This window comes from Escherichia sp. E4742 (genome assembly GCF_005843885.1).
Taxonomy (GTDB): domain Bacteria; phylum Pseudomonadota; class Gammaproteobacteria; order Enterobacterales; family Enterobacteriaceae; genus Escherichia.
Map to the genome: position 1 here is coordinate 3,549,275 of NZ_CP040443.1, position 26,183 is coordinate 3,575,457.

General features: G+C 49.5%; 23 protein-coding genes. 18 read left to right on the top strand and 5 right to left on the bottom strand.

The window, feature by feature from the left end; translation table 11 throughout:
- The first annotated feature begins 168 nt into the window (after positions 1 to 168).
- The 5 genes from tssD to FEM44_RS17085 are packed head-to-tail and all read left to right on the top strand — an operon-like array spanning position 169 to position 4,846.
- A complete protein-coding gene (tssD, locus tag FEM44_RS17065; protein ID WP_135523115.1) occupies positions 169 to 2,172 on the top strand; it encodes a type VI secretion system tube protein TssD in 2,004 nt (667 codons plus the stop codon).
- Positions 2,162 to 2,821, top strand: a complete 660-nt coding sequence (locus FEM44_RS17070; protein WP_135523114.1) for a DUF2931 family protein — start codon at positions 2,162 to 2,164, stop codon at positions 2,819 to 2,821. Before tssD ends, FEM44_RS17070 begins: the two co-directional genes overlap by 11 nt.
- A gap of 51 nt (positions 2,822 to 2,872) precedes the next feature.
- Positions 2,873 to 3,496 carry a DUF2931 family protein gene (locus tag FEM44_RS17075; protein WP_441316619.1) on the top strand — a complete coding sequence of 208 codons (624 nt, stop codon included), beginning with the start codon at positions 2,873 to 2,875 and terminating at the stop codon, positions 3,494 to 3,496.
- Between the two features lie 51 nt (positions 3,497 to 3,547).
- Complete coding sequence (locus FEM44_RS17080) at positions 3,548 to 4,171, top strand: DUF2931 family protein (protein ID WP_240726876.1); 624 nt, start codon at positions 3,548 to 3,550, stop codon at positions 4,169 to 4,171.
- A gap of 51 nt (positions 4,172 to 4,222) precedes the next feature.
- Positions 4,223 to 4,846, top strand: a complete 624-nt coding sequence (locus tag FEM44_RS17085) for a DUF2931 family protein (protein ID WP_441316620.1) — start codon at positions 4,223 to 4,225, stop codon at positions 4,844 to 4,846.
- 50 nt (positions 4,847 to 4,896) lie between these two features.
- Here FEM44_RS17085 and mnmH read toward each other — a convergent pair whose 3' ends face one another.
- Together mnmH and allS are read right to left on the bottom strand one after the other, a co-directional pair.
- On the bottom strand, positions 4,897 to 6,003 hold the full coding sequence (mnmH, locus tag FEM44_RS17090; protein ID WP_135523111.1) for a tRNA 2-selenouridine(34) synthase MnmH: 1,107 nt from the start codon (positions 6,001 to 6,003) through the stop codon (positions 4,897 to 4,899).
- Between the two features lie 68 nt (positions 6,004 to 6,071).
- Positions 6,072 to 6,998, bottom strand: a complete 927-nt coding sequence (gene allS / locus FEM44_RS17095) for an HTH-type transcriptional activator AllS (RefSeq protein ID WP_135523110.1) — start codon at positions 6,996 to 6,998, stop codon at positions 6,072 to 6,074.
- A gap of 229 nt (positions 6,999 to 7,227) precedes the next feature.
- Here allS and allA point away from each other — a divergent pair, with 229 nt between their 5' ends.
- The 9 genes from allA (at position 7,228) to glxK (ending at position 17,813) form a co-directional block, all read left to right on the top strand.
- On the top strand, positions 7,228 to 7,710 hold the full coding sequence (allA, locus tag FEM44_RS17100; protein WP_130206359.1) for an ureidoglycolate lyase: 483 nt from the start codon (positions 7,228 to 7,230) through the stop codon (positions 7,708 to 7,710).
- A gap of 77 nt (positions 7,711 to 7,787) precedes the next feature.
- The gene (allR, locus tag FEM44_RS17105) at positions 7,788 to 8,603 is read left to right on the top strand and encodes an HTH-type transcriptional repressor AllR (protein ID WP_135523109.1); all 816 of its coding nucleotides are present in this window, start codon (positions 7,788 to 7,790) and stop codon (positions 8,601 to 8,603) included.
- An 89-nt stretch (positions 8,604 to 8,692) separates the two neighbouring features.
- Complete coding sequence (gene gcl, locus FEM44_RS17110) at positions 8,693 to 10,474, top strand: glyoxylate carboligase (RefSeq protein WP_135523108.1); 1,782 nt, start codon at positions 8,693 to 8,695, stop codon at positions 10,472 to 10,474.
- A gap of 12 nt (positions 10,475 to 10,486) precedes the next feature.
- Positions 10,487 to 11,263 carry a hydroxypyruvate isomerase gene (gene hyi, locus FEM44_RS17115; protein WP_135523107.1) on the top strand — a complete coding sequence of 259 codons (777 nt, stop codon included), beginning with the start codon at positions 10,487 to 10,489 and terminating at the stop codon, positions 11,261 to 11,263.
- 99 nt (positions 11,264 to 11,362) lie between these two features.
- Positions 11,363 to 12,241, top strand: a complete 879-nt coding sequence (glxR, locus tag FEM44_RS17120) for a 2-hydroxy-3-oxopropionate reductase (protein WP_135523106.1) — start codon at positions 11,363 to 11,365, stop codon at positions 12,239 to 12,241.
- A 169-nt stretch (positions 12,242 to 12,410) separates the two neighbouring features.
- Entirely contained in the window at positions 12,411 to 13,865 is a 1,455-nt protein-coding gene (locus FEM44_RS17125; RefSeq protein WP_135523105.1) for an allantoin transporter, read from the top strand.
- A 61-nt stretch (positions 13,866 to 13,926) separates the two neighbouring features.
- Entirely contained in the window at positions 13,927 to 15,288 is a 1,362-nt protein-coding gene (gene allB, locus FEM44_RS17130; RefSeq protein WP_135523104.1) for an allantoinase AllB, read from the top strand.
- A gap of 56 nt (positions 15,289 to 15,344) precedes the next feature.
- Entirely contained in the window at positions 15,345 to 16,646 is a 1,302-nt protein-coding gene (locus FEM44_RS17135; RefSeq protein ID WP_135523103.1) for a uracil/xanthine transporter, read from the top strand.
- A gap of 21 nt (positions 16,647 to 16,667) precedes the next feature.
- Positions 16,668 to 17,813 (top strand): glycerate 3-kinase, encoded by a 1,146-nt coding sequence (gene glxK, locus FEM44_RS17140; RefSeq protein ID WP_138159108.1) that lies wholly within the window; start codon positions 16,668 to 16,670, stop codon positions 17,811 to 17,813.
- A 211-nt stretch (positions 17,814 to 18,024) separates the two neighbouring features.
- On the opposite strand, the gene allE is transcribed toward glxK, so the two are convergent.
- The 3 genes from allE to allD are packed head-to-tail and all read right to left on the bottom strand — an operon-like array spanning position 18,025 to position 21,127.
- Positions 18,025 to 18,810, bottom strand: coding sequence for a (S)-ureidoglycine aminohydrolase (gene allE / locus FEM44_RS17145; protein WP_135523101.1), 786 nt, complete (start codon positions 18,808 to 18,810; stop codon positions 18,025 to 18,027).
- 10 nt (positions 18,811 to 18,820) lie between these two features.
- Positions 18,821 to 20,056 (bottom strand): allantoate deiminase, encoded by a 1,236-nt coding sequence (allC, locus tag FEM44_RS17150; protein WP_135523100.1) that lies wholly within the window; start codon positions 20,054 to 20,056, stop codon positions 18,821 to 18,823.
- 21 nt (positions 20,057 to 20,077) lie between these two features.
- Positions 20,078 to 21,127: an ureidoglycolate dehydrogenase gene (gene allD / locus FEM44_RS17155; RefSeq protein ID WP_135523099.1), complete on the bottom strand. Its 1,050-nt coding sequence runs from the start codon at positions 21,125 to 21,127 to the stop codon at positions 20,078 to 20,080.
- 316 nt (positions 21,128 to 21,443) lie between these two features.
- Here allD and FEM44_RS17160 point away from each other — a divergent pair, with 316 nt between their 5' ends.
- From FEM44_RS17160 to FEM44_RS17175, 4 genes are read left to right on the top strand one after another with little or no spacing between them, the layout of a single operon-like run.
- Entirely contained in the window at positions 21,444 to 23,111 is a 1,668-nt protein-coding gene (locus FEM44_RS17160) for an acyl-CoA synthetase FdrA (protein ID WP_135523098.1), read from the top strand.
- 9 nt (positions 23,112 to 23,120) lie between these two features.
- Positions 23,121 to 24,380 (top strand): DUF1116 domain-containing protein, encoded by a 1,260-nt coding sequence (locus tag FEM44_RS17165; protein ID WP_138159110.1) that lies wholly within the window; start codon positions 23,121 to 23,123, stop codon positions 24,378 to 24,380.
- A 10-nt stretch (positions 24,381 to 24,390) separates the two neighbouring features.
- A complete protein-coding gene (locus FEM44_RS17170) occupies positions 24,391 to 25,206 on the top strand; it encodes a DUF2877 domain-containing protein (protein ID WP_135523097.1) in 816 nt (271 codons plus the stop codon).
- A complete protein-coding gene (locus FEM44_RS17175) occupies positions 25,203 to 26,096 on the top strand; it encodes a carbamate kinase (protein ID WP_135523096.1) in 894 nt (297 codons plus the stop codon). The genes FEM44_RS17170 and FEM44_RS17175 overlap by 4 nt, the downstream gene beginning before the upstream one ends.
- Positions 26,097 to 26,183 lie beyond the last annotated feature (87 nt).

Genomic DNA, 26,183 nt, shown 5'->3' on the forward strand with positions numbered 1-26,183 from the left:
TACCTGGTAGATAAACGGCTTTTTTATTAGTGCATCACGTAATTGAAAATTATATTGGTAATTTATAAAAACTTGTTATACCCAAACATTAATTAATATACAGTGCTGAACGAGATGATTATTAAGTTTATATTATATAATTAAAATCTATGGAATGGGTATAATCATATGAGCGACATTATATATCTACGCATTACAGGGGAACTACAGGGTGATATTTCTGCAGAATGTGGGACGCAGGCCTCTGTCGGGAATCGGTATCAACAGGGACATGAGGAAGAAATATTTGTTTTTAGTTTTCAGGGGGCAGTAAGTAACACAGGATTTGGCATTAATCATCAAACGATACAATTTTGTAAAATTCTAGATAAAAGCTCACCGTTGCTGATGAGCTGCATTAATAATAACGAGCGATGCCGTTTTGAGTTCGATTTTTATCGTATTAATAAATATGGAAAATGGGAAAGGTATTATTATATTGAAGTCCGTGGTGCGACGTTAAGTCAAAATCAGATTATAATAAAACAAAATGAACTTGACTATCAATATATAACGATACACTACGAATATATCTACTGTAAGCATCTTACAGCCAATACAGAATTTAGCTATTTACTCACACCTGAAAATTATAATCGCCTTTTCCCACCGACGCTCTTATCTGTCGAGGAAAAACCAGTAATACCGCCTAAACGAGAAATTATCCTCACCATTGGCGTATTCTTTGATGGCACAGGTAACAATTTAACCAATACGAATTTACGTATGAGTTTGTGCCAACCTGAAACCTATGGTCTGGATGTCCAGGATTTGGCCTCGTTTAATAAACAATGTATGAGCAAGCAGGGTAAAACGGGATCAGGTGTACAGAGCTATTTGAATTACTATACGAATATTCATTGGTTGAATAAGTTGTACCATAAAAATTCAGAAATAAATGCGGATTCAGTCAATGTTCAACGTGAAATTTATATTGAAGGGATAGGTACTGAAAATAATAAAGCAGATTCTCTGGTGGGAATGGGGCTGGGAAATAATGATACTGGGGTAATTGCTAAAACTGATCGTGCGATATCACTGCTTCATAAAACACTAGCTAAGATTATTTTTGATTTAAAAGAGAATAAACTAGTAATTAAGCGTCTACAGTTTGACGTATTTGGCTTTAGTCGTGGTGCAGCAGCCGCACGGCATTTTACTAATCGCGTATTTGAGCGTGATCCGGTACTGATTAAAACCATCGCGACGGCATTTCAGTCAGTTGAATATTTAGGTAAGCCTTCCGGGGAAGTGCAATTTTTAGGTATTTTTGACACAGTTGCAGCCATCGGAGGGCTGATGGATGGTTTTGACCCTCATGATGGTAATAACCTTTCGGTGAAAGTGAAGTTGCCGCCAGGTGTGGCCAAACATGTATTCCAGCTCACAGCCATGAACGAATGCCGCTATAACTTTTGCCTCAACAGCATAAAGGAAAGCTGGCCAGAATTAAGTTTCCCTGGATCACATGCTGATATTGGTGGTGGTTATGACCCACTGGAAGATGAGTACCTGTTTTTAAGTCGCCCGGCAATTGAAACGGTACTGGGAAATGTGCCGGTGGAAGCAACAAGCGCATATCAAAAAGCAGCACAGCAGGCAGAGTTATTGTGGCGCTATTCAACGCTGGCTCCGATTCTGCCTTCTGGTGTCCTGAAAATTGAATCCAATATTGATGAAATAGCGTCGCCTGACCACTTAGGTAATGTGAGAAAACGGGTCGCTGCAGCGGTGACATTTCGCAGAACTATCACCAATGACTGGTCAAAGATTGCGTTAAGAGTAATGTATGAAGTCGCTAAAGAGGCGGGGGTGGTATTTGATGCCATTTCTATTGCTGATACGGAATTAAAATTTCCCAGTGATTTAAAGGTAATATGTGAAAAAGCGATTTCTCAGGGTAAATCCGCTCTCTTGTGTACAGCGCCGATACCTTTTTCTGATGATGAGCTTAAAATCATTGGAAAATATATACACTGCTCTTCCAATTGGAATACCGTTGATTATCGATTGAAAAATAAAGTATCTACTGCGGTATCATCGTTTAAAGCGTTTAGTTTTGTGAATCGGCCGGATGAAAATTGGAACAGGACTATATACGATATGCAAGGGAATAAACAAAATGGAATTTAATATAAAGTCACTGTTTGTTATTACGTGTATGATTCTTAACTTTAACGCAGCAGCGAAAGAAAAAATATCGCTACTCGCACCCTATGATGAGTGGTATTTCAATTTTTTCCACCCTAATTCCTTGCCAGCAGAAGTTACCTATGTGGAATTATTGGATACCGATGGCATCTATTATCAGTTCAGAACGCTGGCCAGTACTAATGCCAGTCCAGGAAGCGTGGGACAATGGAGCGAGAAAGTATCGGGGATGTCGTCAGTTTTTAATAAAGCCAAAAATCCCCCGATGTCTATCCATTTCTGCTGGGACTCAGTGATTGATAAAAAAGTGTATGAAACCTGGATAACACTGGCTGGAGAAGTCTGGAAATTGATGCTCACACCTTATTCACCACCAGACGGTGGCAGTGAAAAGTATTATCTGCGGTATCTGTTAATCGGTCTGGCTCCGGAAGGAAAAATAGGAGTATGGCTGGATAAACCTAATAAACCCAATATTCGCCTGACGGATAAGCAGATTCTGATAGAAACAGTTTCAGGTGAAAAAATGGAGATGTGTAAAGGAATTACCCGGCATGATTTTTCTCTTGGAGACGATGAATATGTTCTTGAGTTTATCAAAGATAAAAAATATCCCTACGGTAACTGGTAAGCAACAGTGAAAATAACAGCTAAAATAATTTATATATTAACCATTGCGTTAATGATATCCGGAGCAGTCCAGACAGCAGCGAAAGAAAAAATATCGCTTCTTGCACCCTATGATGAGTGGTATTTCCTTTTTTTCTACCCTAATGCGCTACCGGCACGAGTTACCTATGTAGAACTATTGGACACTGATGGTATCTATTATCAGTTCAGAACGCTGGATGCTACCGCTCCGAGTTCCACAACTATTGATCAATGGAGAGATAATCTTCGGGTTGGGGTGTTATCATTCAATAAAGCCAAAAATCCTCCTATGTCTATCCATTTTTGCTGGGACTCAGTGATTGATAAAAAAGTGTATGAAACCTGGATAACGCTGGCGGGAGAAGTCTGGAAATTGATGCTCACACCTTATTCACCACCTGGTGGTGGCAGTGAAAAGTATTATCTGCGGTATCTGTTAATCGGGCTGGCTCCGGAAGGAAAAGTACGCGTATGGCTGACGAAACCTGACAAACCCAATATTCGCCTGACGGATAAGCAGATTCTGATAGAAACGGTTTCAGGTGAAAAAATGGAAATGTGTAACGGCCGAAGTGCCTATAAACATGGGTATTCTTATCCGGAAAGTACAAAAAACTTTATCAAAGATAAAAAATATCCCTACGGTAACTGGTAAGCAACAGTGAAAATAATAGCTAAAATAATTTATAGATTAACCATTGCGTTAATGATATCCGGAGCAGTCCAGACAGCAGCGAAAGAAAAAATATCGCTGCTTGCACCCTATGATGAGTGGTATTTCAATTTTTTTTACCCTAATGCACTACCTGCACAAGTTACCTATGTGGAATTATTGGATACTGATGGCATCTATTATCAGTTCAGAACGCTGGATGGCACTATCCCTGTGTCAACAACAATAGGACAATGGCAGGAAAATCTTAGTGGTGGAATGACGGCATTCAATCATGCCAAAAATCCCCCAATGTCTATCCATTTCTGCTGGGACTCAGTGATTGATAAAAAAGTGTATGAAACCTGGATAACGCTAGCGGGAGATGTCTGGAAATTGATGCTCACACCTTATTCATCACCAGGTGATAGCAGTGAAAAGTATTATCTGCGGTATCTGTTAATCGGTCTGGCTCCGGAAGGAAAAATACGGGTATGGCTGGAGAAGCCTGACAAACCCAATATTCGCCTGACAGATAAGCAGATTCTGATAGAAACAGTTTCAGGTGAAAAAATGGAGATGTGTAAAGGAATTACCCGGCATGATTTTTCTCTTGGAGACGATGAATATGTTCTTGAGTTTATCAAAGATAAAAAATATCCCTACGGTAACTGGTAAGCAACAGTGAAAATAACAGCTAAAATAATTTATATATTAACCATTGCGTTAATGATATCCGGAGCAGTCCAGACAGCAGCGAAAGAAAAAATATCGCTACTCGCACCCTATGATGAGTGGTATTTCAATTTTTTCCACCCTAATTCCTTGCCAGCAGAAGTTACCTATGTGGAATTATTGGATACCGATGGCATCTATTATCAGTTCAGAACGCTGGCCAGTACTAATGCCAGTCCAGGAAGCGTAGGACAATGGAGCGAGAAAGTATCGGGAATGTCGTCAGTTTTTAATAAAGCCAAAAATCCCCCGATGTCTATCCATTTTTGCTGGGACTCAGTGATTGATAAAAAAGTGTATGAAACCTGGATAACGCTGGCGGGAGAAGTCTGGAAATTGATGCTCACACCTTATTCACCACCTGGTGGTGGCAGTGAAAAGTATTATCTGCGGTATCTGTTAATCGGGCTGGCTCCGGAAGGAAAAGTACGCGTATGGCTGGAGAAACGTGACAAACCCAATATTCGACTGACGGATAAGCAGATTCTGATAGAAACAGTTTCAGGTGAAAAAATGGAGATGTGTAAAGGCCGAAGCATCTATAAACGTGGGTATTCTTATCCGGAAAGTACAAAAAACTTTATCAAAGATAAAAAATATCCCTACGGCAACTGGTAGTTAACCAGTTGCACAATTTCTTAAAGAGGAAAGAAAAGCACTTTTGTGGGTTAATAACCAGAGGCATGATTATTAACCCACGCCATCACTTCCGCCCACTCACCGCGAAAAACAACCTTTTCCGCTTTTTTCTCAAGCTGATAGCGATACATCGGGTCGTAATACTCTTCAAGCAGTGGCACCAGCCAGGCCATATGACCGTCGGTGCTGCCGGTTGCGAGTTGCGTTGCCAGCGCCGCATCCAGCCTTGCAGCCAGTTCGTTATATCGCTGTAGTCCCAGTCGACGCTTAATCGCCGAAAGCCCATGATGCAGGTATTCGCAATACTCTTGCCAGCCCTGTTCGTCGCCGTACGCGTGGGTAAAATCATGATGCATACGCAAGAAATATTCTTCGTTCAGGCGTTCAAGACGGATCTCAAACGGGTCTTCTACCACCGCAATTGCCGCCTGGGTCATTCGTTCGCGCAGACACTCCGGCAGATGGTTTGAACCAATCATCCGGCTTTCATCTTCCAGCACCCACAAGCGCAAATCCTGACGGGCGTCGGTTTTTAGCATCTCGGCAGCCAGCAGGTTTTCAAAACTTGCCTGGCTAAGTTGTGGCTGCAATGTGCGACCAAAAGCAGAGCCGCGATGGCGCGCCAGCCCTTCCAGATCAACACCGTTCGGCTGCTGTTGCACTAACAGCGTTTTACCGCTGCCGGTACAACCGCCAATCAGCACTATCGGTTTTTGTGCCAGTTCAATGGTCGCTTGAATCGCGGTCTGGCGCAGTGCCTTATAACCGCCTTCCACCAGCGGATAATCAATTCCCGCTTCATGCAGCCAGCGTTGCACAATATGTGAACGTTGACCGCCACGGGCGCAGCAGAGAATACCTTGCGGATTTTGCAGACACGCTGCCCGCCAGGCGTCCATGCGCTGCTGACGAATTTCACCCGCCACCAGTTTATGCCCCAGCGCCAGCGCCGCGTCTGACCCTTGCTGTTTATAGCAGGTGCCAACGGCGGCGCGTTCATCATTATTCATTAACGGCAGATTGATAGCGGCGGGCATTGCGCCTTGCTCAAACTCGATGGGGGCGCGAACATCAATAATGGGCGTATCAGCAATCAGCAGGGCACGATAGTCCTGTTCCGTGTGTCTCTCTTGCATAGTAAAAAGTGAACCTCAAATCAGCTTGCGCGCTATTTTACGCGCCAACGCGCAAGGAAACTTGATTTTTAACTGTGTGAGTTGCCGAAAATTTCTAAAAATCCACTGATTTCCGGCCTGCGCTGGGTAAACAAGGCCACAATATCTTCCACCGCTTTGCCGCTGCCAAATTTACGCCATGCCAGACTCAATGGCGAAGGCGGGCGCATCGTTGGAATGACCCGGCTGACCAGTTGTTGATTATCGATCATTGACTGGCAAAGTGATTTTGGCAAAAAACCAATGCCAACACCCGCCAGATGGGCGGCGATTTTCGTTTCCATATCAGGAACAATAATCTCTTTTTGCCCCGGCAATCGCCAGGCGACGCGTTTGGTTAATGTGCGGGCGCTGTCTTCAATATTGACCGCCGGAAAGCGCCGCAACTGCGCTTCTGTTAGCGGCTCTTCAACGTTCGCCAGTGGATGATCTGCCGCCATGACAAAGCGCCATTGCACCGAACCTAAAGGATCAAGGCTAAACGTATTTGCCAGTGCTTCGGTTCCCGTGACGCCGATGGCCAGTGAAAAACCTTCGTAAAGTAGCGAATCCCAGACGCCCATATAGATTTGGCGGGAGATGTGAAACTGGGTAAACGGGTAACGTTCATTAAGCCACGTCAGCAGCCTGGCAACGGCCTGGGGGTTGTAGAGCAGGTTGTTGATGACGATATTCACCTGGCGTTCCACGCCATCATTCACCTGTTGCAGCTCGCTCGGCATGCTTTCCAGCCAACTCAGCCAGTCTCTGGCCTGACAAAGCAGATGTTCGCCAGCCGCTGTCAACGTTACGCTGCGAGTCGTGCGGAAAAACAGCGCTACTCCGGTATTCTCTTCCAGAAGCTTAATGCGATAACTGATGGTTGCCGTCGTTTTACATAATCGTTCTGCCGCTTTTGAAAAACTTCCCGTTTCGGCAACAGCAATGAAAGTCCGCAAAGTTTCTGGATCAAACATCTTCAGGTATCCCCTTTTTAAATCAGCAAGTTGCGTGATTTTCTGTCCTTTGATTTACCTGTATTTTTACATGATAACCCTGCGTGATTTGTGGGCTAAATCTAGTTTTGGAAAAATATTCCAACTTTTGTGTTGATGTTGTTCTCTTAAGGTTTTAGATTGCCTGTTATTGAAACCAAGCTGACCGGTCGGCGGTGGTTGAACGGAATTATGTTACAAGGACAAAAAGATGAAACTTCAGGTATTACCGTTAAGTCAGGAAGCCTTCTGTGCTTATGGCGACGTTATCGAAACGCAGCAACGGGATTTTTTCCATATTAACAATGGCCTGGTGGAGCGCTATCACGATTTGGCGCTGGTTGAAATTCTTGAGCAAGACCGTACGCTTATCAGCATTAACCGCGCGCAACCGGCGAATCTGCCGCTGACCATCCACGAACTCGAACGTCATCCGCTGGGTACTCAGGCATTTATCCCGATGAAAGGTGAAGTGTTTGTCGTGGTCGTGGCGTCAGGTGACGATAAGCCAGACCTGTCAACGCTGCGGGCGTTTATCACCAACGGTGAGCAGGGGGTGAATTATCATCGTAACGTCTGGCATCACCCGCTTTTCGCTTGGCAGCGCGTAACCGATTTTCTGACCATCGATCGCGGCGGCAGTGACAACTGTGATGTTGAAAGTATTCCTGAACAGGAACTCTGTTTTGCGTGACGCCTGCAACCGACTTGCATAAGATAAACTAATTGTTCATTGTTTATGCTCACTTGTAGGTCGGAGTTAACGTAGGTATGACGGAAGTTAGACGGCGCGGCAGGCCAGGACAGGCGGAGCCTGTGGCACAGAAGGGCGCACAGGCGTTAGAGCGGGGAATTGCGATTCTGCAATATCTGGAAAAAAGTGGAGGAAGTTCGTCGGTTAGCGATATTTCTCTCAATCTGGATTTGCCGCTCTCGACGACCTTTCGCCTGTTAAAGGTTTTACAGGCAGCGGATTTTGTCTATCAGGACAGTCAGTTAGGCTGGTGGCATATAGGATTAGGTGTCTTTAACGTCGGCGCGGCGTACATCCATAACCGCGATGTCCTCTCCGTCGCCGGGCCGTTTATGCGCCGACTGATGCTGCTCTCTGGCGAGACGGTCAACGTCGCGATTCGTAATGGTACAGAAGCGGTGTTGATTGGGCAGCAAGAGTGTAAGTCGATGGTCAGGATGTGTGCCCCGCTGGGCAGTCGCCTGCCGCTACACGCTTCCGGCGCAGGTAAGGCTTTGCTTTATCCGCTGGCAGAAGAAGAGTTGATGGGCATTATTCTGAAAACTGGCTTGCAGCAGTTTACGCCGAACACGTTGGTGGATATGCCCACTCTGCTCAGGGATCTGGAACAGGCGCGTGAACAGGGATATACCGTCGACAAAGAAGAGCATGTAATTGGTCTGAATTGCATTGCTTCAGCGATTTATGACGATGTTGGAAGCGTGGTTGCGGCTATCTCCATCTCAGGCCCGGCCTCGAGACTGACGGAAGATCGCTTTGTCAGTCAGGGTGAGCTGGTACGGGACACGGCACGAGATATCAGTACGGCGCTGGGACTGAAAGCTCACCCATAGTTTCAGTCGCTTCCCGCTCTGCGGAGCGGGATTTTTTGGCAAATTTTGAAAGTTGGAAAATTTTTCCAATTAATAGAGGTAGGAAGAAAATGGCAAAAATGAGAGCCGTTGACGCGGCAATGTATGTGCTGGAAAAAGAAGGTATCACCACCGCTTTTGGTGTTCCTGGAGCAGCAATCAATCCTTTCTATTCGGCGATGCGTAAGCACGGCGGGATTCGCCACATTCTGGCGCGTCATGTTGAAGGTGCGTCGCATATGGCGGAAGGGTATACCCGCGCAACGGCAGGGAATATCGGCGTTTGTCTGGGGACTTCTGGTCCTGCGGGCACGGACATGATCACCGCGCTCTATTCCGCTTCTGCTGATTCCATTCCTATTTTGTGCATCACTGGTCAGGCACCACGTGCTCGTCTGCATAAAGAAGATTTCCAGGCTGTTGATATCGAAGCTATCGCCAAGCCGGTAAGTAAAATGGCGGTTACAGTACGTGAAGCGGCGCTGGTGCCTCGTGTGCTGCAACAGGCATTTCACCTGATGCGTTCTGGTCGTCCGGGTCCGGTACTGGTGGATTTACCGTTCGACGTTCAGGTTGCGGAAATCGAGTTTGATCCTGATATGTACGAACCGTTGCCGGTTTACAAACCAGCAGCCAGCCGTATGCAGATCGAAAAAGCTATTGAAATGCTTCTCCAGGCTGAACGTCCGGTGATTGTTGCCGGGGGCGGGGTAATTAATGCTGACGCAGCTGCACTGTTACAACAGTTCGCTGAACTGACCAGCGTTCCGGTGATCCCAACGCTGATGGGCTGGGGCTGTATCCCGGACGATCACGAACTGATGGCCGGGATGGTGGGTCTGCAAACCGCGCATCGTTACGGTAACGCAACGTTGCTGGCGTCCGACCTGGTATTTGGTATCGGTAACCGTTTTGCTAACCGTCATACCGGTTCGGTAGAGAAATACACCGAAGGGCGCAAAATCGTTCATATCGATATTGAGCCGACGCAAATTGGTCGCGTGCTGTGCCCGGATCTGGGGATTGTCTCTGATGCTAAAGCTGCCCTGACGCTGCTGGTTGAAGTTGTGCAGGAAATGCATAAAGCAGGGCGTCTGCCATGCCGTAAAGAGTGGGTTGCTGAGTGCCAGCAGCGCAAACGTACTTTGTTGCGTAAAACACACTTCGACAACGTTCCGGTTAAACCGCAGCGTGTGTATGAAGAGATGAACAAAGCCTTTGGTCGCGATGTTTGCTATGTCACCACCATCGGCCTGTCACAAATTGCTGCGGCGCAAATGCTGCATGTCTTTAAAGACCGTCACTGGATCAACTGTGGTCAGGCAGGTCCACTGGGCTGGACCATTCCGGCGGCGCTGGGCGTGTGTGCTGCTGATCCAGAACGCAATGTGGTGGCGATTTCCGGTGACTTCGACTTCCAGTTCCTGATTGAAGAATTAGCCGTTGGCGCACAGTTCAATATTCCGTACATCCATGTGCTGGTTAATAACGCCTATCTCGGCCTGATTCGCCAGTCGCAGCGCGCATTTGATATGGATTACTGCGTACAGCTCGCGTTTGAAAATATTAACTCCAGTGATGTAAATGGTTATGGCGTTGACCACGTGAAAGTGGCGGAAGGTTTAGGCTGTAAAGCGATTCGCGTTTTCAAACCGGAAGATATTGCTCCGGCCTTTGAACAGGCGAAAGCGTTAATGGCGCAATACCGTGTTCCGGTGGTGGTGGAAATTATGCTGGAACGTGTAACCAATATTTCGATGGGTAGCGAACTGGATAACGTCATGGAATTTGAAGATATCACCGATAACGCAGCGGATGCGCCGACTGAAACTTGCTTCATGCACTATGAGTAAGGGAGATAAATAATGTTACGTTTCTCTGCAAATTTATCGATGCTATTTGGTGAATATGATTTTCTCGCCCGTTTTGAGAAAGCCGCGCAGTGTGGTTTTCGCGGCGTTGAATTTATGTTCCCTTATGATTACGACATTGAAGAATTAACACATGTACTGGCGAGTAATAAACTCGAACATACGCTGCACAATTTACCGGCAGGTGACTGGGCGGCGGGCGAGCGCGGTATTGCCTGTATTCCGGGGCGTGAAGAAGAGTTTCGTGATGGCGTAGCCGCAGCGATTCGTTATGCCCGTGCACTGGGTAATAAAAAAATTAACTGTCTGGTCGGTAAAACTCCGGCTGGTTTCAGCAGTGAACAGATTCACGCAACGCTTGTAGAAAACCTGCGTTATGCCGCGAATATGTTGATGAAAGAAGATATTTTATTACTGATTGAGCCTATCAACCATTTCGATATTCCTGGTTTCCATCTCACCGGAACTCAACAGGCGCTGAAACTAATTGACGATGTTGGCTGCTGCAATGTGAAAATTCAGTATGACATTTATCACATGCAGCGGATGGAAGGTGAATTAACCAACACCATGACCCAATGGGCCGATAAAATTGGGCACCTGCAAATCGCCGATAATCCGCATCGCGGCGAACCGGGGACCGGAGAAATTAATTACGATTATCTCTTTAAGGTAATTGAAAATTCTGACTACAACGGTTGGGTTGGCTGTGAATATAAACCTAAAACCACCACGGAAGCCGGTTTAGGCTGGATGGCTCCGTACCGTTAAAACGTAACGCTGTTCAGACAATGCTTTTTTAGGCCGCAACGTCGGCAGGGGATCGTGTTGTCTGGATTCAGGAAAAGCGACATTTAAAAGAGGTTAATTATGAAACTGGGATTTATTGGCTTAGGCATTATGGGTACTCCGATGGCCATTAATCTGGCGCGTGCCGGTCATCAATTGCATGTCACAACCATTGGTCCGGTTGCTGATGAATTACTGTCACTCGGCGCCGTTAATGTCGACACCGCGCGTCAGGTAACGGAAGCATCAGACATCATTTTTATTATGGTGCCGGATACGCCGCACGTTGAAGAAGTTCTGTTTGGTGAGAATGGTTGTACTAAAGCCTCGCTGAAGGGCAAAACCATTGTAGATATGAGCTCCATTTCACCGATTGAAACTAAACGTTTCGCCCGTCAGGTGAATGAACTGGGCGGCGATTATCTCGACGCGCCAGTCTCCGGCGGCGAAATCGGTGCCCGTGAAGGTACGTTGTCAATTATGGTTGGCGGCGACGAAGCGGTATTTGAAAGTGTGAAACCGCTGTTTGAATTGCTCGGTAAAAATATCACTCTTGTGGGCGGTAACGGCGACGGTCAAACCTGCAAAGTGGCAAACCAGATTATCGTGGCGCTCAATATTGAAGCGGTTTCTGAAGCCCTGCTGTTTGCTTCAAAAGCCGGAGCGGACCCGGTACGTGTACGCCAGGCGCTGATGGGCGGCTTTGCTTCCTCGCGTATTCTGGAAGTTCACGGTGAGCGCATGATTAAACGCACCTTTAATCCAGGTTTCAAAATTGCTCTGCACCAGAAAGATCTCAACCTGGCGCTGCAAAGTGCGAAAGCACTGGCGCTGAATCTGCCTAACACCGCGACCTGCCAGGAGCTATTTAATACCTGTGCGGCAAACGGCGGCAGCCAGTTGGATCACTCTGCGTTAGTGCAGGCGCTGGAATTAATGGCGAATCATAAACTGGCCTGATGCCCGCAATAAAAATGGCCGATATCAGAAAATGAATCGGCCCGCAGTATTAAACATAGAAAGCAGCCAAAGACGTTGCTTCAGTATTAAAAATATATTTTTTATTTTATTAGTTCCTCATAGCTAGATTAAAACAGCGTTATTCGATACGTGAAATTAAGAGGGATTTATGGAACATCAGAGAAAACTATTCCAGCAACGCGGCTATAGCGAAGATTTATTGCCGAAAACGCAAAGTCAGCGTACCTGGAAATCATTTAACTATTTTACCTTATGGATGGGTTCGGTTCATAACGTTCCCAATTATGTGATGGTCGGCGGCTTTTTTATTCTCGACTTGTCAACCTTTAGTATTATGCTGGCAATTATCCTTAGCGCCTTTTTCATTGCCGCGGTAATGGTATTAAACGGTGCTGCGGGCAGTAAATACGGCGTACCTTTTGCCATGATCCTGCGTGCTTCTTATGGCGTACGTGGCGCACTGTTTCCCGGATTATTAAGAGGCGGTATTGCTGCCATTATGTGGTTTGGCCTGCAATGTTACGCGGGGTCACTGGCCTGCTTGATCCTGATTGGCAAAATCTGGCCGGGATTTTTAACTCTCGGTGGTGATTTCACACTGTTAGGGCTTTCTCTACCAGGCTTAATCACTTTCTTACTCTTCTGGCTGGTTAACGTTGGTATTGGTTTTGGCGGCGGCAAAGTTTTAAATAAATTCACCGCCATTCTTAACCCGTGCATCTATATCGTTTTCGGTGGCATGGCGATTTGGGCGATTTCGCTGGTTGGGATCGGTCCAATCCTCGACTACATCCCCAGTGGAGTGCAGAAAGCAGAAAACAGTGGCTTCCTGTTCCTGGTGGTGATAAACGCGGTGGTTGCGGTCTGGGCGGCACCGGCGGTGAGTGCATCTGACTTTACGCAAAACGCCCACTCTTTCCGTGAGCAGGCGCTGGGGCAAACGCTGGGATTAGTGGTGGCCTATATTCTGTTTGCGGTCGCCGGGGTAAGTATTATTGCTGGCGCCAGTATTCATTACGGCGCTGATACCTGGAACGTGCTGGATATTGTTCAACGTTGGGACAGCCTGTTTGCCTCGTTTTTTGCGGTACTGGTTATTCTGATGACGACAATCTCTACGAATGCCACCGGTAATATTATTCCAGCCGGTTATCAGATTGCCGCTATTGCACCAACGAAACTGACCTATAAAAACGGCGTACTGATTGCCAGTATTATCAGCCTGCTGATCTGCCCGTGGAAATTAATGGAAAATCAGGACAGTATTTATCTGTTCCTCGATATTATCGGCGGAATGCTCGGTCCGGTAATTGGTGTGATGATGGCGCATTATTTCGTGGTGATGCGCGGGCAAATTAATCTCGACGAGCTGTACACTGCATCAGGTGATTTCAAATATTACGATAACGGATTTAATCTCACGGCGTTCTCAGTAACTCTGGTGGCGGTTATTTTATCTCTTGGCGGTAAATTTATTCCGGTCATGGAACCGTTATCGCGTATTTCATGGTTTGTCGGCGTTATCGTCGCCTTTGCGGCCTACGCTTTATTAAAAAAACGCACAGCAGTCGAAAAAACAGGAGAACAAAAAGTCACAGGTTAATTAATCCCGATATTCAAAATTGAGTTAGAAAAACCAATCTGTATTTTACAAGGAGTTTGTTATGTCTTTTGATTTAATTATTAAAAACGGCACCGTCATTTTAGAAAACGAAGCTCGCGTTGTCGATATCGCCGTTAAAGGCGGAAAAATTGCCGCTATCGGTCAGGATCTGGGCGATGCAAAAGAAGTCATGGATGCATCTGGTCTGGTGGTTTCTCCGGGCATGGTCGATGCGCACACCCATATTTCTGAACCGGGTCGTAGCCACTGGGAAGGTTATGAAACCGGCACTCGCGCAGCGGCAAAGGGCGGTATCACCACCATGATCGAAATGCCGCTCAACCAGCTGCCTGCAACGGTTGACCGCGCTTCTATTGAACTGAAGTTCGATGCTGCTAAAGGCAAGCTGACTATCGATGCGGCACAACTCGGTGGCCTGGTGTCTTACAACATCGACCGTCTGCACGAGCTGGATGAAGTGGGCGTTGTCGGCTTCAAATGCTTCGTTGCGACCTGTGGCGATCGCGGTATCGACAACGACTTCCGTGACGTCAATGACTGGCAGTTCTTCAAAGGCGCGCAGAAGCTGGGCGAACTGGGGCAGCCGGTGCTGGTGCACTGCGAAAACGCCCTGATCTGTGACGAACTGGGCGCAGAAGCGAAGCGTGAAGGTCGCGTAACCGCTCATGACTATGTGGCTTCGCGTCCGGTATTTACCGAAGTGGAAGCGATTCGCCGCGTGCTGTACCTGGCGAAAGTTGCTGGTTGCCGTCTGCACGTTTGCCACGTCAGCAGCCCGGAAGGTGTTGAGGAAGTCACTCGTGCACGTCAGGAAGGTCAGGACGTTACTTGTGAATCCTGCCCGCATTACTTTGTGCTGGATACCGATCAGTTCGAAGAAATCGGTACTCTGGCGAAGTGTTCTCCGCCGATCCGCGATCTGGAAAACCAGAAAGGCATGTGGGAAAAACTGTTTAATGGTGAAATTGACTGCCTGGTTTCCGACCACTCTCCATGCCCGCCGGAAATGAAAGCGGGCAACATCATGAAAGCATGGGGCGGTATCGCCGGTCTGCAAAGCTGCATGGACGTGATGTTCGATGAAGCGGTACAGAAACGCGGTATGTCTCTGGCAATGTTCGGTAAATTAATGGCGACTAATGCAGCGGATATTTTCGGTCTGCAGCAAAAAGGCCGTATCGCCCCAGGAAAAGATGCCGATTTCGTCTTCATTCAGCCGAATAGCAGCTATGTTCTTACCAATGACGATCTGGAATATCGCCACAAAGTCAGCCCGTATGTTGGCCGTACTATTGGTGCGCGTATCACGAAAACCCTCTTACGTGGTGATGTGATTTACGACATCGAACAGGGCTTCCCTGTTGCGCCGAAAGGTCAATTTATCCTTAAACATCAGCAGTAATCTGGCCCTTGTAATGCCCGCCTTCGTGGCGGGCATTCTCCGGTTAAGGTGTGTTTATGTTCAATTTTGCAGTGAGCCGCGAAAGCCTGTTATCAGGATTTCAGTGGTTTTTCTTTATTTTTTGCAACACTGTTGTGGTTCCTCCTACGCTGCTTTCGGCTTTTCAGTTGCAGCAAAGTAGCCTGCTTACGCTCACGCAATATGCTTTTCTTGCTACCGCACTGGCCTGCTTCGCTCAGGCGTTCTGCGGTCATCGTCGCGCTATTATGGAAGGGCCGGGTGGCCTGTGGTGGGGAACCATCCTTACTATCACTCTTGGCGAAGCATCGCGCGGAACGCCTGTCAACGATATCGCCACCAGTCTGGCGGTGGGCATTGCGATTTCCGGTGTGCTGACGATATTGATTGGTCTTAGCGGATTAGGTCATCGCCTGGCGCGGTTGTTTACTCCGACAATGATGGTGCTGTTTATGTTGATGCTGGGCGCGCAGCTGACCACTATCTTTTTCAAAGGTATGCTCGGGCTGCCGTTTGGCATAGCCGACCCAAATTTTAAAATTCAGTTACCGCCGTTCGCGCTCTCAGTCGCGGTGATGTGCCTGGTGCTGGCGATGATTATCTTCCTGCCGCAACGTTTTGCCCGTTACGGCCTGCTGGTCGGCACGATAACCGGCTGGTTGTTATGGTACTTTTGCTTCCCGTCCTCGCACTCACTTTCTGGTGAGTTGCACTGGCAGTGGTTTCCGCTAGGTAGTGGCGGTACGTTGTCACCGGGAATTATTCTGACGGCGGTGATTACCGGTCTGGTGAATATCAGTAATACCTACGGTGCGATTCGCGGCACGGATGTTTTTTATCCGCAACAGGGCGCCGGAAATACGCGTTATCGTCGCAGCTTTGTGGCGACCGGATTTATGACGCTGATAACCGTGCCGCTGGCAGTAATTCCGTTCTCACCGTTTGTTTCATCCATTGGTTTATTAACCCAGACTGGCGACTACACGCGACGCTCGTTTATTTATGGCAGTGTTATTTGCCTGCTGGTGGCGCTGGTTCCGGCGCTCACGCGACTGTTTTGTAGTATTCCCCTACCGGTGAGTAGCGCGGTCATGCTGGTTTCTTATCTACCTTTGCTATTTTCCGCACTGGTGTTTAGCCAGCAAATAACCTTTACTGCTCGCAATATTTATCGCCTCGCATTACCGTTATTTGTCGGCATATTTTTAATGGCATTACCGCCTGTGTATCTGCAAGACCTTCCATTAACGCTTCGTCCTCTGCTCAGTAACGGCTTACTGGTCGGAATTTTACTGGCTGTTCTTATGGATAATCTTATACCGTGGGAACGCATCAAATAATTTGTTGAAAAAGGATTGATAATGAAGATTGTCATTGCGCCAGACTCTTTTAAAGAGAGCTTAAGTGCAGAAAAATGTTGTCAGGCAATTAAAGCCGGGTTTTCGACCCTCTTTCCCGATGCGCACTATATCTGTTTACCGATAGCGGATGGCGGCGAAGGGACGGTGGATGCGATGGTCGCCGCGACGGGCGGCAAAATCGTGACGCTTGAAGTCTGTGGACCGATGGGCGAAAAAGTGAATGCTTTTTATGGCCTTACCGGCGACGGGAAAACAGCAGTGATTGAGATGGCGGCGGCAAGTGGCCTGATGCTGGTCGCGCCTGAAAAGCGTAATCCGTTGCTGGCCTCCAGTTTTGGTACGGGGGAGTTAATTCGCCATGCGCTGGATAACGACATTCGCCATATTATTCTCGGCATTGGTGGTAGTGCGACGGTGGACGGCGGCATGGGCATGGCGCAGGCGCTTGGTGTGCGTTTCCTCGATGCCGACGGTCAGGTGCTGGCGGCTAACGGCGGCAACTTAGCTCGCGTGGCAAGCATTGAGATGGAGGAGTGCGATCCGCGTCTTGCTAACTGCCATATTGAAGTAGCATGTGACGTTGATAACCCGCTGGTGGGGGCACGCGGCGCGGCGGCGGTGTTTGGCCCGCAAAAAGGGGCAACGCCGGAAATGGTCGAAGAGCTGGAACAGGGGCTGCAAAATTACGCCCGTGTTTTACAACAGCAAACTGAAATCAACGTCTGCCAGATGGCGGGCGGTGGCGCAGCGGGCGGTATGGGTATTGCGGCGGCGGTATTCCTCAATGCGGATATTAAACCGGGCATTGAGATTGTACTGCGGGCGGTCAACCTGGAGCAGGCGGTGCAGGGGGCGGCACTGGTGATCACCGGGGAAGGGCGTATTGACTCACAAACGGCGGGTGGTAAAGCGCCGCTGGGTGTGGCGTCAGTGGCGAAGCAGTTTAATGTACCGGTGATTGGGATTGCTGGCGTATTGGGCGATGGCGTGGAAGTGGTGCACCAGTACGGCATTGATGCGGTATTCAGCATTTTGCCACGTCTGGCACCTTTAGCCGAAGTGCTCGCCAGCGGTGAAACCAATCTCTTCAACAGTGCGCGAAATATTGCCTGCGCCATTAAAATAGGTCAGGGAATTAAAAACTGACTCTTACCATTAGAGCGGATGCGGTTTATATCGCATCTGCTTCAGATTGCTGACAACGTGCGTGTTGTGTATGCCGGATCCATCCCGGAAATTATCATGTAGGCCTGATAAGCGAAGCGCATCAGGCAATGTTGCGAAAAAAAAGCCACGGTATAAACCGTGGCGAAATCCAACATAGCTAAAATAAAAATATCAGCGAGAGTGGTATTACTTAAATCTCAACGTCGCGGTTACAATCCTTCGAATAAATATAACTAAACGCTTCACCACGCCCTACGCCATAACCGGCCTGTAACGAATAAGCGCCCATAAAGATGTAATCGCCTTTTTTCACCGGTATCCAGTTATTATCAAGGTTATAAACGCCCTGACCGGAAAGAATATAAGCACCGTGCTCCTGAACGTGGGTTTCGATATAACCGTGGCTGGCACCTGGCGCAAAAGAGAGGATATGCATATTCATATCAAAGCCTAACTCTTTGGGCAGGAAATCCAGCAGAATAACATCGTCCATACCTTCATAGTGAATGCGTTCCAGTTCGCTGGCATTGCCAGAAACCAGCCACGGCGCATGACCTTCTACCGGAACATAGCGGCGCTTATATAAAAAGATTTGGCTGTCTTCGGCCTGGGCGTTACCAAACGTCATTAAGGAGCCTGGCGGGCAGTAAAGATAACCCCCTTCGCTTAAGGCAAATGTTTTTCCTTCGGCTTCGGCAGTGATATTTCCAGAAATGACATACAGGAACGTTTCAATTCCTTCTCCGCCGAATCCCTGCTGATTACCGCCATTTTGATGCAGTGTGACCAGATAATCGACAAACGTTGCGCCCAGCTTTGGCGTGGACAGGATTGTCGCGTCACAATTTTCAAAGCCCGGAATAATATTTTTTACCAGGCCATCCGGCGTTAACAGCGCGAAATTACCGTGTTTCACAATCGCGCGGTTAGCCAGTAAATCATCGCGGTAACCGGTGACGTTATTTAAATATCCCATTTATGACTCCTTATTTCTGCCAGGCAAGTTGATAAAGCATGAGTGCCAACGTTTTGACCCCTTCGGCAAGGTCGTTAATATTGGTGCGTTCCGCCGGGTTATAGCTGATCCCGTTAATGCTGGGAATAAAAATCATGCAGGTCGGCACGCGAGGCGCGAAAATTTGCGCATCGTGCCCGGCACCACTGTGCATCACCCGATAGTTCAGTTTTTCTGTTTCGCACAGTTCCGTCAGGGTGGCGACCAGCTCTTCGTTCATTGGCACCGGTTCTTCATCCATCCATAAATCGATATCAATACCAATGTCCATTTCATCGCAAATCGCCCGCATGTCGTTTTCTAACTGTTGGGTGAAATCGCGCAGCACGGCAGCGTCGGTATGACGACAATCAATGGTGAACGTGGTTTTACCCGGCACCACATTCACCGTATTCGGGCGCGGCTCTACTTTGCCAAAAGTCAGCACCAGCGGGTCGCCCATCTTTTTCGCTTTTTCAACCGACTGATGGCAAATGCGACTGAAAGCGTAAACCGTATCACGACGATAACCCATCGGCGTGGTGCCTGCATGGTTTGATTCGCCATTCAGCGTCACCGTATAACGACGCTGCCCGACAATTGCATTCACCACGCCAATTGACTGCCCATTACTTTCCAGCACACAGCCCTGTTCGATATGCAATTCAACAAAAGCTTTAATATCCTGGCGTGGAGTTAGTGGGGCGTTCGGCAGAGTAAATCCGCAAGCATTCATCGCATCGACAAAGCCATTTCCTTTGGCATCACAGATATTCCGCACGTCGTCAGGATTCGCCAGCCCAAAGATATTTTTACTGCCCCAGAAGACATACGGGAAGCGGCTGCCTTCTTCTTCCGCCATCGCCACCACTTCGACGGTACGTAGCGGCGCGCCGTATTGCGTTTTCAGCCAGTCAATTGCCAGCCATGCCGCCAGCGCGCCGAATTGCCCGTCGAGGTTACCGCCGTTAACCACGGTATCGATATGCGAACCGCTCAGAATCACTTCCTGTGGGTATTCGGTGCCATTCAGGCGACCGTATAAATTTCCCACTTCATCGAAACGTGTTTCCAGCCCACTTGCTGTCATTCTTTTTTTAAATTGCTGCTGGGTTTCCAGCCATTCCGGCGAATAAAGTAAACGGGTCATTCCACCCGTTGGGTCAGCGCCAAAAGAGGAAAGCCAGGGCAGCGTTTCTTCTATGGCTTGACGAAAATGTGTAATCATAAGAAAGTCCTGTCTCAATAATTATTGCGCAAAGGGATTTTTCGTTTCGTATGACGTGTTATAAAGCGCGTCGGAAATTAAATACTGGTAAATATCATCAACAATTTCGATGCCTTCGACGGCGGCTTTGCGTTGTTTAATATCCTGATCCTGTCCGGGATAATAAACCTGGTTAAAACCGGGCGCGGGGGTAATGGCATTTAATTCGCGCATGGTCTGGCTAAGATGTTGACGGAATAATTCGCTGGAGGAGAAAAAGTTCGGGTTAATAACTAAATGTAATTGCCCCAAATTACGCCCGGCGTGTAAATCGTCATACATCGAACTGACCTGACGCCCGAACGGTAAGCCGAGTAACACGCCTGAGAGGACGTCAATCATCATCATTAGGCCATACCCTTTCGGTCCGGCGGCGGGGAGCAGAGCATGAACCGCGAACGGATCGGTTGTTGGAGCACCGTTTTTATCGACCGCCCAGGTATCGGGTATAGACATATTGCGCGAGCGCGCATCGAGAACTTTCCCCCACGCCTGCACGGTAGTCGCCATATCAAAGGTCAGGATCTCGTCGCCTTCTCCCGGCGCGGCAAAGGCCAGTGGGTTAGTACCGTAGTAAATTTCCGCACCGCCAAACGGCACCACCATCGGATCGGACTGGCACATCGAAATGCCAATCAATCCGGCGCGAGCTGCCTGCTGCACAAAGTAAGAGATTGCGCCGCTGTGACCCATCCGGCTGATGCCGACCACCGCAACGCCATTTTGTTGGGCGGTTTTGATGGCATGTTCCATACCCATTTTCGCCGCGACCTGCCCGGCGGCATTGTCAGCATGTAAAATTGCCGAACATGGCCCGGTTTCTTCAAGACGAAACTCTGGTTCGCGGTTGGTGCCGCCTTTTGATATGCGCTCTGCGTAGTATTCTACGCGCACCGCGCCATGAGAGTGGATCCCTCTGGCATCGGCGTAAACCAATACTTCAGCCACGGTTGCAGCGTGCTCACGTTTTAACCCAGCCAGGCAGAGTTTATTCTCAATTAGCTGGTGGAGTGTTTCCCGACTGATTTTCATCTGTCTTCCTTTTTAACGACGGTGTGAAGCATGACTGCAATTAACATACAGGGAAAATATCTGGATTATGTGATCCAGACAGACAAAAAAATATAGTTAGAATTTATTTGATAATCCGCGCACTTTTAGTCTGTTTTTTGAAATAACCCAGCTCGTTAAAAATCAACAGATAATAGTCTGGCGGTTATTTGAATTCTTTTGTTAATAATCCCTGTGTGATATTCATCACCTTATTTACCCGTTGTCATCGATACCGTAATCGCCACATTAACACTGCTCGTGCAATTGCCATGGGTGCAATTTTTAAGGAGTTGTTATGATCCACGCCTTTATTAAAAAAGGGTGTTTTCAGGATTCGGTCAGTTTAATGATTATTTCACGAAAACTCAGCGAATCAGAAAATGTTGATGATGTTTCCGTAATGATGGGGACGCCCGCCAATAAAGCGTTATTAGAGACTACAGGTTTCTGGCATGACGATTTTAATCACGCCACGCCGAACGATATTTGCGTGGCAATTCGTAGCGAAGCGACGGATGCGGGGATCGCGCAGGCGATTATGCAGCAGCTTGAAGAGGCGCTAAAACAGCTGGCGCAGGGGTCAGACAGCAGCCAGGCGTTGACGCAGGTGCGTCGCTGGGACAGTGCCTGCCAGAAATTACCCGATGCCAATCTGGCGCTGATTTCAGTGGCTGGCGAGTACGCGGCAGAGCTGGCGAATCAGGCGCTGGATCGCAATCTTAACGTGATGATGTTCTCCGATAACGTCACGCTGGAAGATGAAATCCAACTTAAAACCCGCGCGCGGGAAAAAGGCTTGCTGGTGATGGGGCCGGACTGCGGTACGTCGATGATTGCCGCCACGCCGCTGGCTTTCGCCAACGTGATGCCGGAAGGCAATATTGGCGTTATTGGCGCTTCCGGTACAGGGATTCAGGAACTGTGTTCGCAGATTGCGCTGGCAGGGGAGGGAATTACTCACGCGATGGGTCTTGGCGGGCGCGACCTCAGCCGTGAAGTGGGCGGCATCAGTGCGCTGACGGCGCTGGAAATGTTAAGCGCCGACGCGAAAAGCGAAGTGCTGGCATTTGTTTCAAAACCGCCTGCCGAAGCCGTGCGTTTACGTATTGTTAATGCCATGAAAGCAACCGGCAAACCGACGGTGGCGTTGTTTATAGGTTATACCCCGGCGGTAGCCCGCGACGAAAATGTCTGGTTTGCCTCCTCGCTGGATGATGCTGCGCGCCTGTCTTGTCTACTTTCTCGGGTCACGGCACGACGTAATGCGCTAGCGCCTGCCAACAAAGGTTTTATTTGCGGTTTGTATACCGGCGGTACGCTGGCTGCCGAAGCGGCGGGATTACTTGCCGGACACCTTGGCGTGGCAGCCGACGATACCCATCAACATGGCATGATGCTGGATGCCGATGGACATCAGATCCTCGACCTGGGCGATGATTTTTACACCGTTGGGCGTCCCCATCCGATGATCGACCCGACCTTACGCAACCTGTTAATTGCCGATCTCGGTGCTAAACCACAAGTGCGCGTGTTGCTGCTTGATGTCGTGATTGGCTTTGGTGCGACCGCCGATCCTGCCGCCTCGCTGGTGAGCGCCTGGCAAAAAGCCTGTGCCGCGCGTTCAGACAGCCACCCGCTGTACGCCATTGCCACGGTGACGGGCACCGAACGTGACCCGCAATGCCGCTCGCAGCAAATCGCCACGCTGGAAGATGCGGGGATCGCAGTAGTTAATTCGCTGCCGGAAGCCACCTTGCTGGCGGCGGCACTGATTCGTCCGCTTTCGCCTGCCACGCATCAACACACGCCATCTCTACTGGAAAACGTCGCCGTGATTAATGCCGGATTACGCAGTTTTGCGCTGGAGCTACAAAGTGCCAGCAAACCGGTAGTGCATTACCAATGGGCGCCAGTCGCTGGCGGCAATAAAAAACTGGCTCGTTTATTAGAACGTTTGCAATAAGGGGTTCCCATGTTTACATCAGTGGCGCAAGCCAATGCTGCGGTTATCGAACAAATTCGTCGTGCTCGTCCACACTGGCTCGATGTGCAACCGGCTTCTTCACTTATCAGCGAACTACACCCGGGCAAAACACTGCTTCACGCCGGGCCGCCAATGCGCTGGCAGGAGATGACCGGACCCATGAAAGGGGCGTGTGTCGGGGCATGTCTGTTTGAAGGCTGGGCGAAAAATGAAGCGCAGGCGCTGGCAATGCTTGAACAAGGGGAAGTGAACTTCATTCCTTGTCACCATGTGAATGCCGTCGGGCCAATGGGCGGCATTACTTCTGCCAGTATGCCGATGCTGGTGGTCGAGAACGTGACCGACGGCAACCGGGCGTACTGCAACCTCAACGAAGGTATCGGCAAAGTGATGCGTTTTGGCGCTTACGGCGAAGATGTCCTGACTCGCCATCGCTGGATGCGCGATGTGTTAATGCCAGTATTAAGCGCGGCGCTGGGGCGCATGGAGCGCGGTATCGATCTCACGGCGATGATGGCACAGGGCATTACGATGGGCGATGAGTTCCATCAGCGCAATATTGCTTCCTCAGCACTGTTAATGCGTGCGCTGGCCCCACAAATTGCTCGCCTCAATCACGATAAACAGCACATCGCAGAAGTGATGGATTTCCTTAGTGTGACCGATCAGTTCTTCCTCAACCTCGCGATGGCTTACTGCAAGGCGGCGATGGATGCAGGCGCGATGATTCGTGCGGGCAGTATCGTTACGGCTATGACCCGCAACGGCAATATGTTCGGGATTCGGGTAAGCGGGCTGGGCGACCGCTGGTTTACTGCGCCTGTAAACACTCCACAAGGTCTGTTTTTCACCGGATTTTCGCAGGAGCAGGCAAACCCGGATATGGGCGATAGCGCGATTACCGAAACCTTTGGTATCGGAGGCGCTGCAATGATCGCCGCACCTGGCGTAACGCGCTTTGTCGGTGCGGGTGGCATGGAAGCGGCCAGAACGGTATCTGAAGAGATGGCGGAAATCTTCCTTGAGCGCAATATGCAGTTGCAGATCCCCGGCTGGGATTTCCAGGGCGCGTGCCTGGGGCTGGATATTCGTCGCGTGGTAGAAACTGGTATTACGCCACTCATCAATACCGGAATCGCGCATAAAGAGGCGGGGATCGGGCAGATTGGCGCAGGCACCGTGCGTGCACCGCTGACGTGCTTTGAACAGGCGCTGGAAGCACTGGCTGAAAGCATGGGGATTGGTTGAGGAACGCGCAATGACTATTATCCATCCTCTGCTTGCCAGCCGTAGCGCACCGAATTATCGCCAGTCCTGGCGGTTAGCGGGCACCTGGCGGCGGGCGATTAATCTGATGACAGAAAGCGGTGAACTGTTAACGCTGCATCGTCAGGGAAGTGGTTTCGGCCCCGGAGGATGGGTGCTTCGCCGCGCGCAATTCGATGCGTTATGCAGTGGATTATGCGGCAATGAACGACCGCAGGTTGTGGCACAAGGGATTCGCCTCGGGCGTTTCACGGTTAAACAGCCACAGCGTTATTGTTTGCTACGTATTACGCCGCCTGCGCATCCTCAACCGCTTGCAGCAGCATGGATGCAACGCGCGGAGGAAACCGGGCTTTTTGGACCACTGGCGATGGCGGTAAGCGATCCGCTGCCTGCTGAATTACGCCAGTTTCGCCACTGTTTTCAGGCCGCGCTCAATGGCGTTAAGACCGACTGGCGGCACTGGCTGGGCAAAGGTCCTGGCTTAACGCCAAGTCATGATGACACGCTGAGCGGAATGCTGCTGGCGGCCTGGTATTTTGGTGCTTTAGATTTGTGCTCTGGTGGCCAGTTTTTTTCCTGTTCCGACAATCTTCAACTCGTTACCACGGCGGTGAGCGTCAGTTATTTGCGTTACGCCGCGCAAGGATATTTCGCCTCGCCACTCCTGCACTTTGTTCATGCTCTGAGTTGCCCGAAACGTACCGCTGCGGCGACTGATTCGCTGCTGGCGCTGGGGCATACGTCAGGGGCAGATACATTGCTGGGATTCTGGCTTGGTCAACAATTATTACAAGGAAAACCATGAAAACTCTGGTTGTAGCTCTTGGGGGCAACGCCTTACTCCAGCGCGGTGAGGCGCTGACGGCAGAAAATCAATATCGCAATATCGCCAGTGCTGTACCCGCGTTGGCACGCCTGGCCCGTTCTTATCGGCTGGCGATTGTTCACGGCAACGGGCCGCAGGTGGGGCTGCTGGCGTTACAGAATCTGGCGTGGAAAGAGGTGGAGCCGTATCCGCTGGATGTGCTGGTGGCGGAAAGTCAGGGGATGATTGGCTATATGCTGGCGCAAAGTTTGCGCGCGCAGCCGCAGATGCCGCCTGTGACGACGGTGCTGACACGCATTGAAGTATCGCCTGATGATCCGGCGTTTCTGCAGCCAGAGAAATTTATCGGCCCGGTTTACCAGCCTGAAGAACAAGAGGCTCTGGAAGCGGCTTACGGCTGGAAGATGAAACGTGATGGCAAATATTTACGCCGGGTGGTGGCATCTCCGCAACCGCGTAAAATTCTCGACAGCGAAGCCATAGAGTTGTTGCTCAAAGAGGGGCATGTGGTGATTTGCAGTGGCGGCGGCGGTGTTCCGGTCACGGAAGACGGGGCAGGGAGCGAAGCAGTGATTGATAAAGATCTCGCCGCTGCGTTGCTTGCCGGGCAGATTAATGCCGATGGACTGGTGATCCTCACCGATGCCGATGCGGTTTATGAAAACTGGGGAACGCCGCAGCAACGCGCTATTCGCCATGCCACGCCGGATGAGTTAGCGCCATTTGCCAAAGCCGATGGTTCGATGGGGCCGAAGGTAACGGCGGTGAGTGGTTATGTCAGAAGCCGTGGTAAACCCGCGTGGATTGGGGCGTTATCGCGGATTGAAGAAACGCTGGCGGGCGAGGCGGGGACTTGTATTTCGCTGTAGTCGTAGGCATCCGGCAATCGGCGCACCATGCCTGATGCGACGCTGGCGCATCTTATCAGGCCTACAATGGGTGCCGGATCGGTAGGT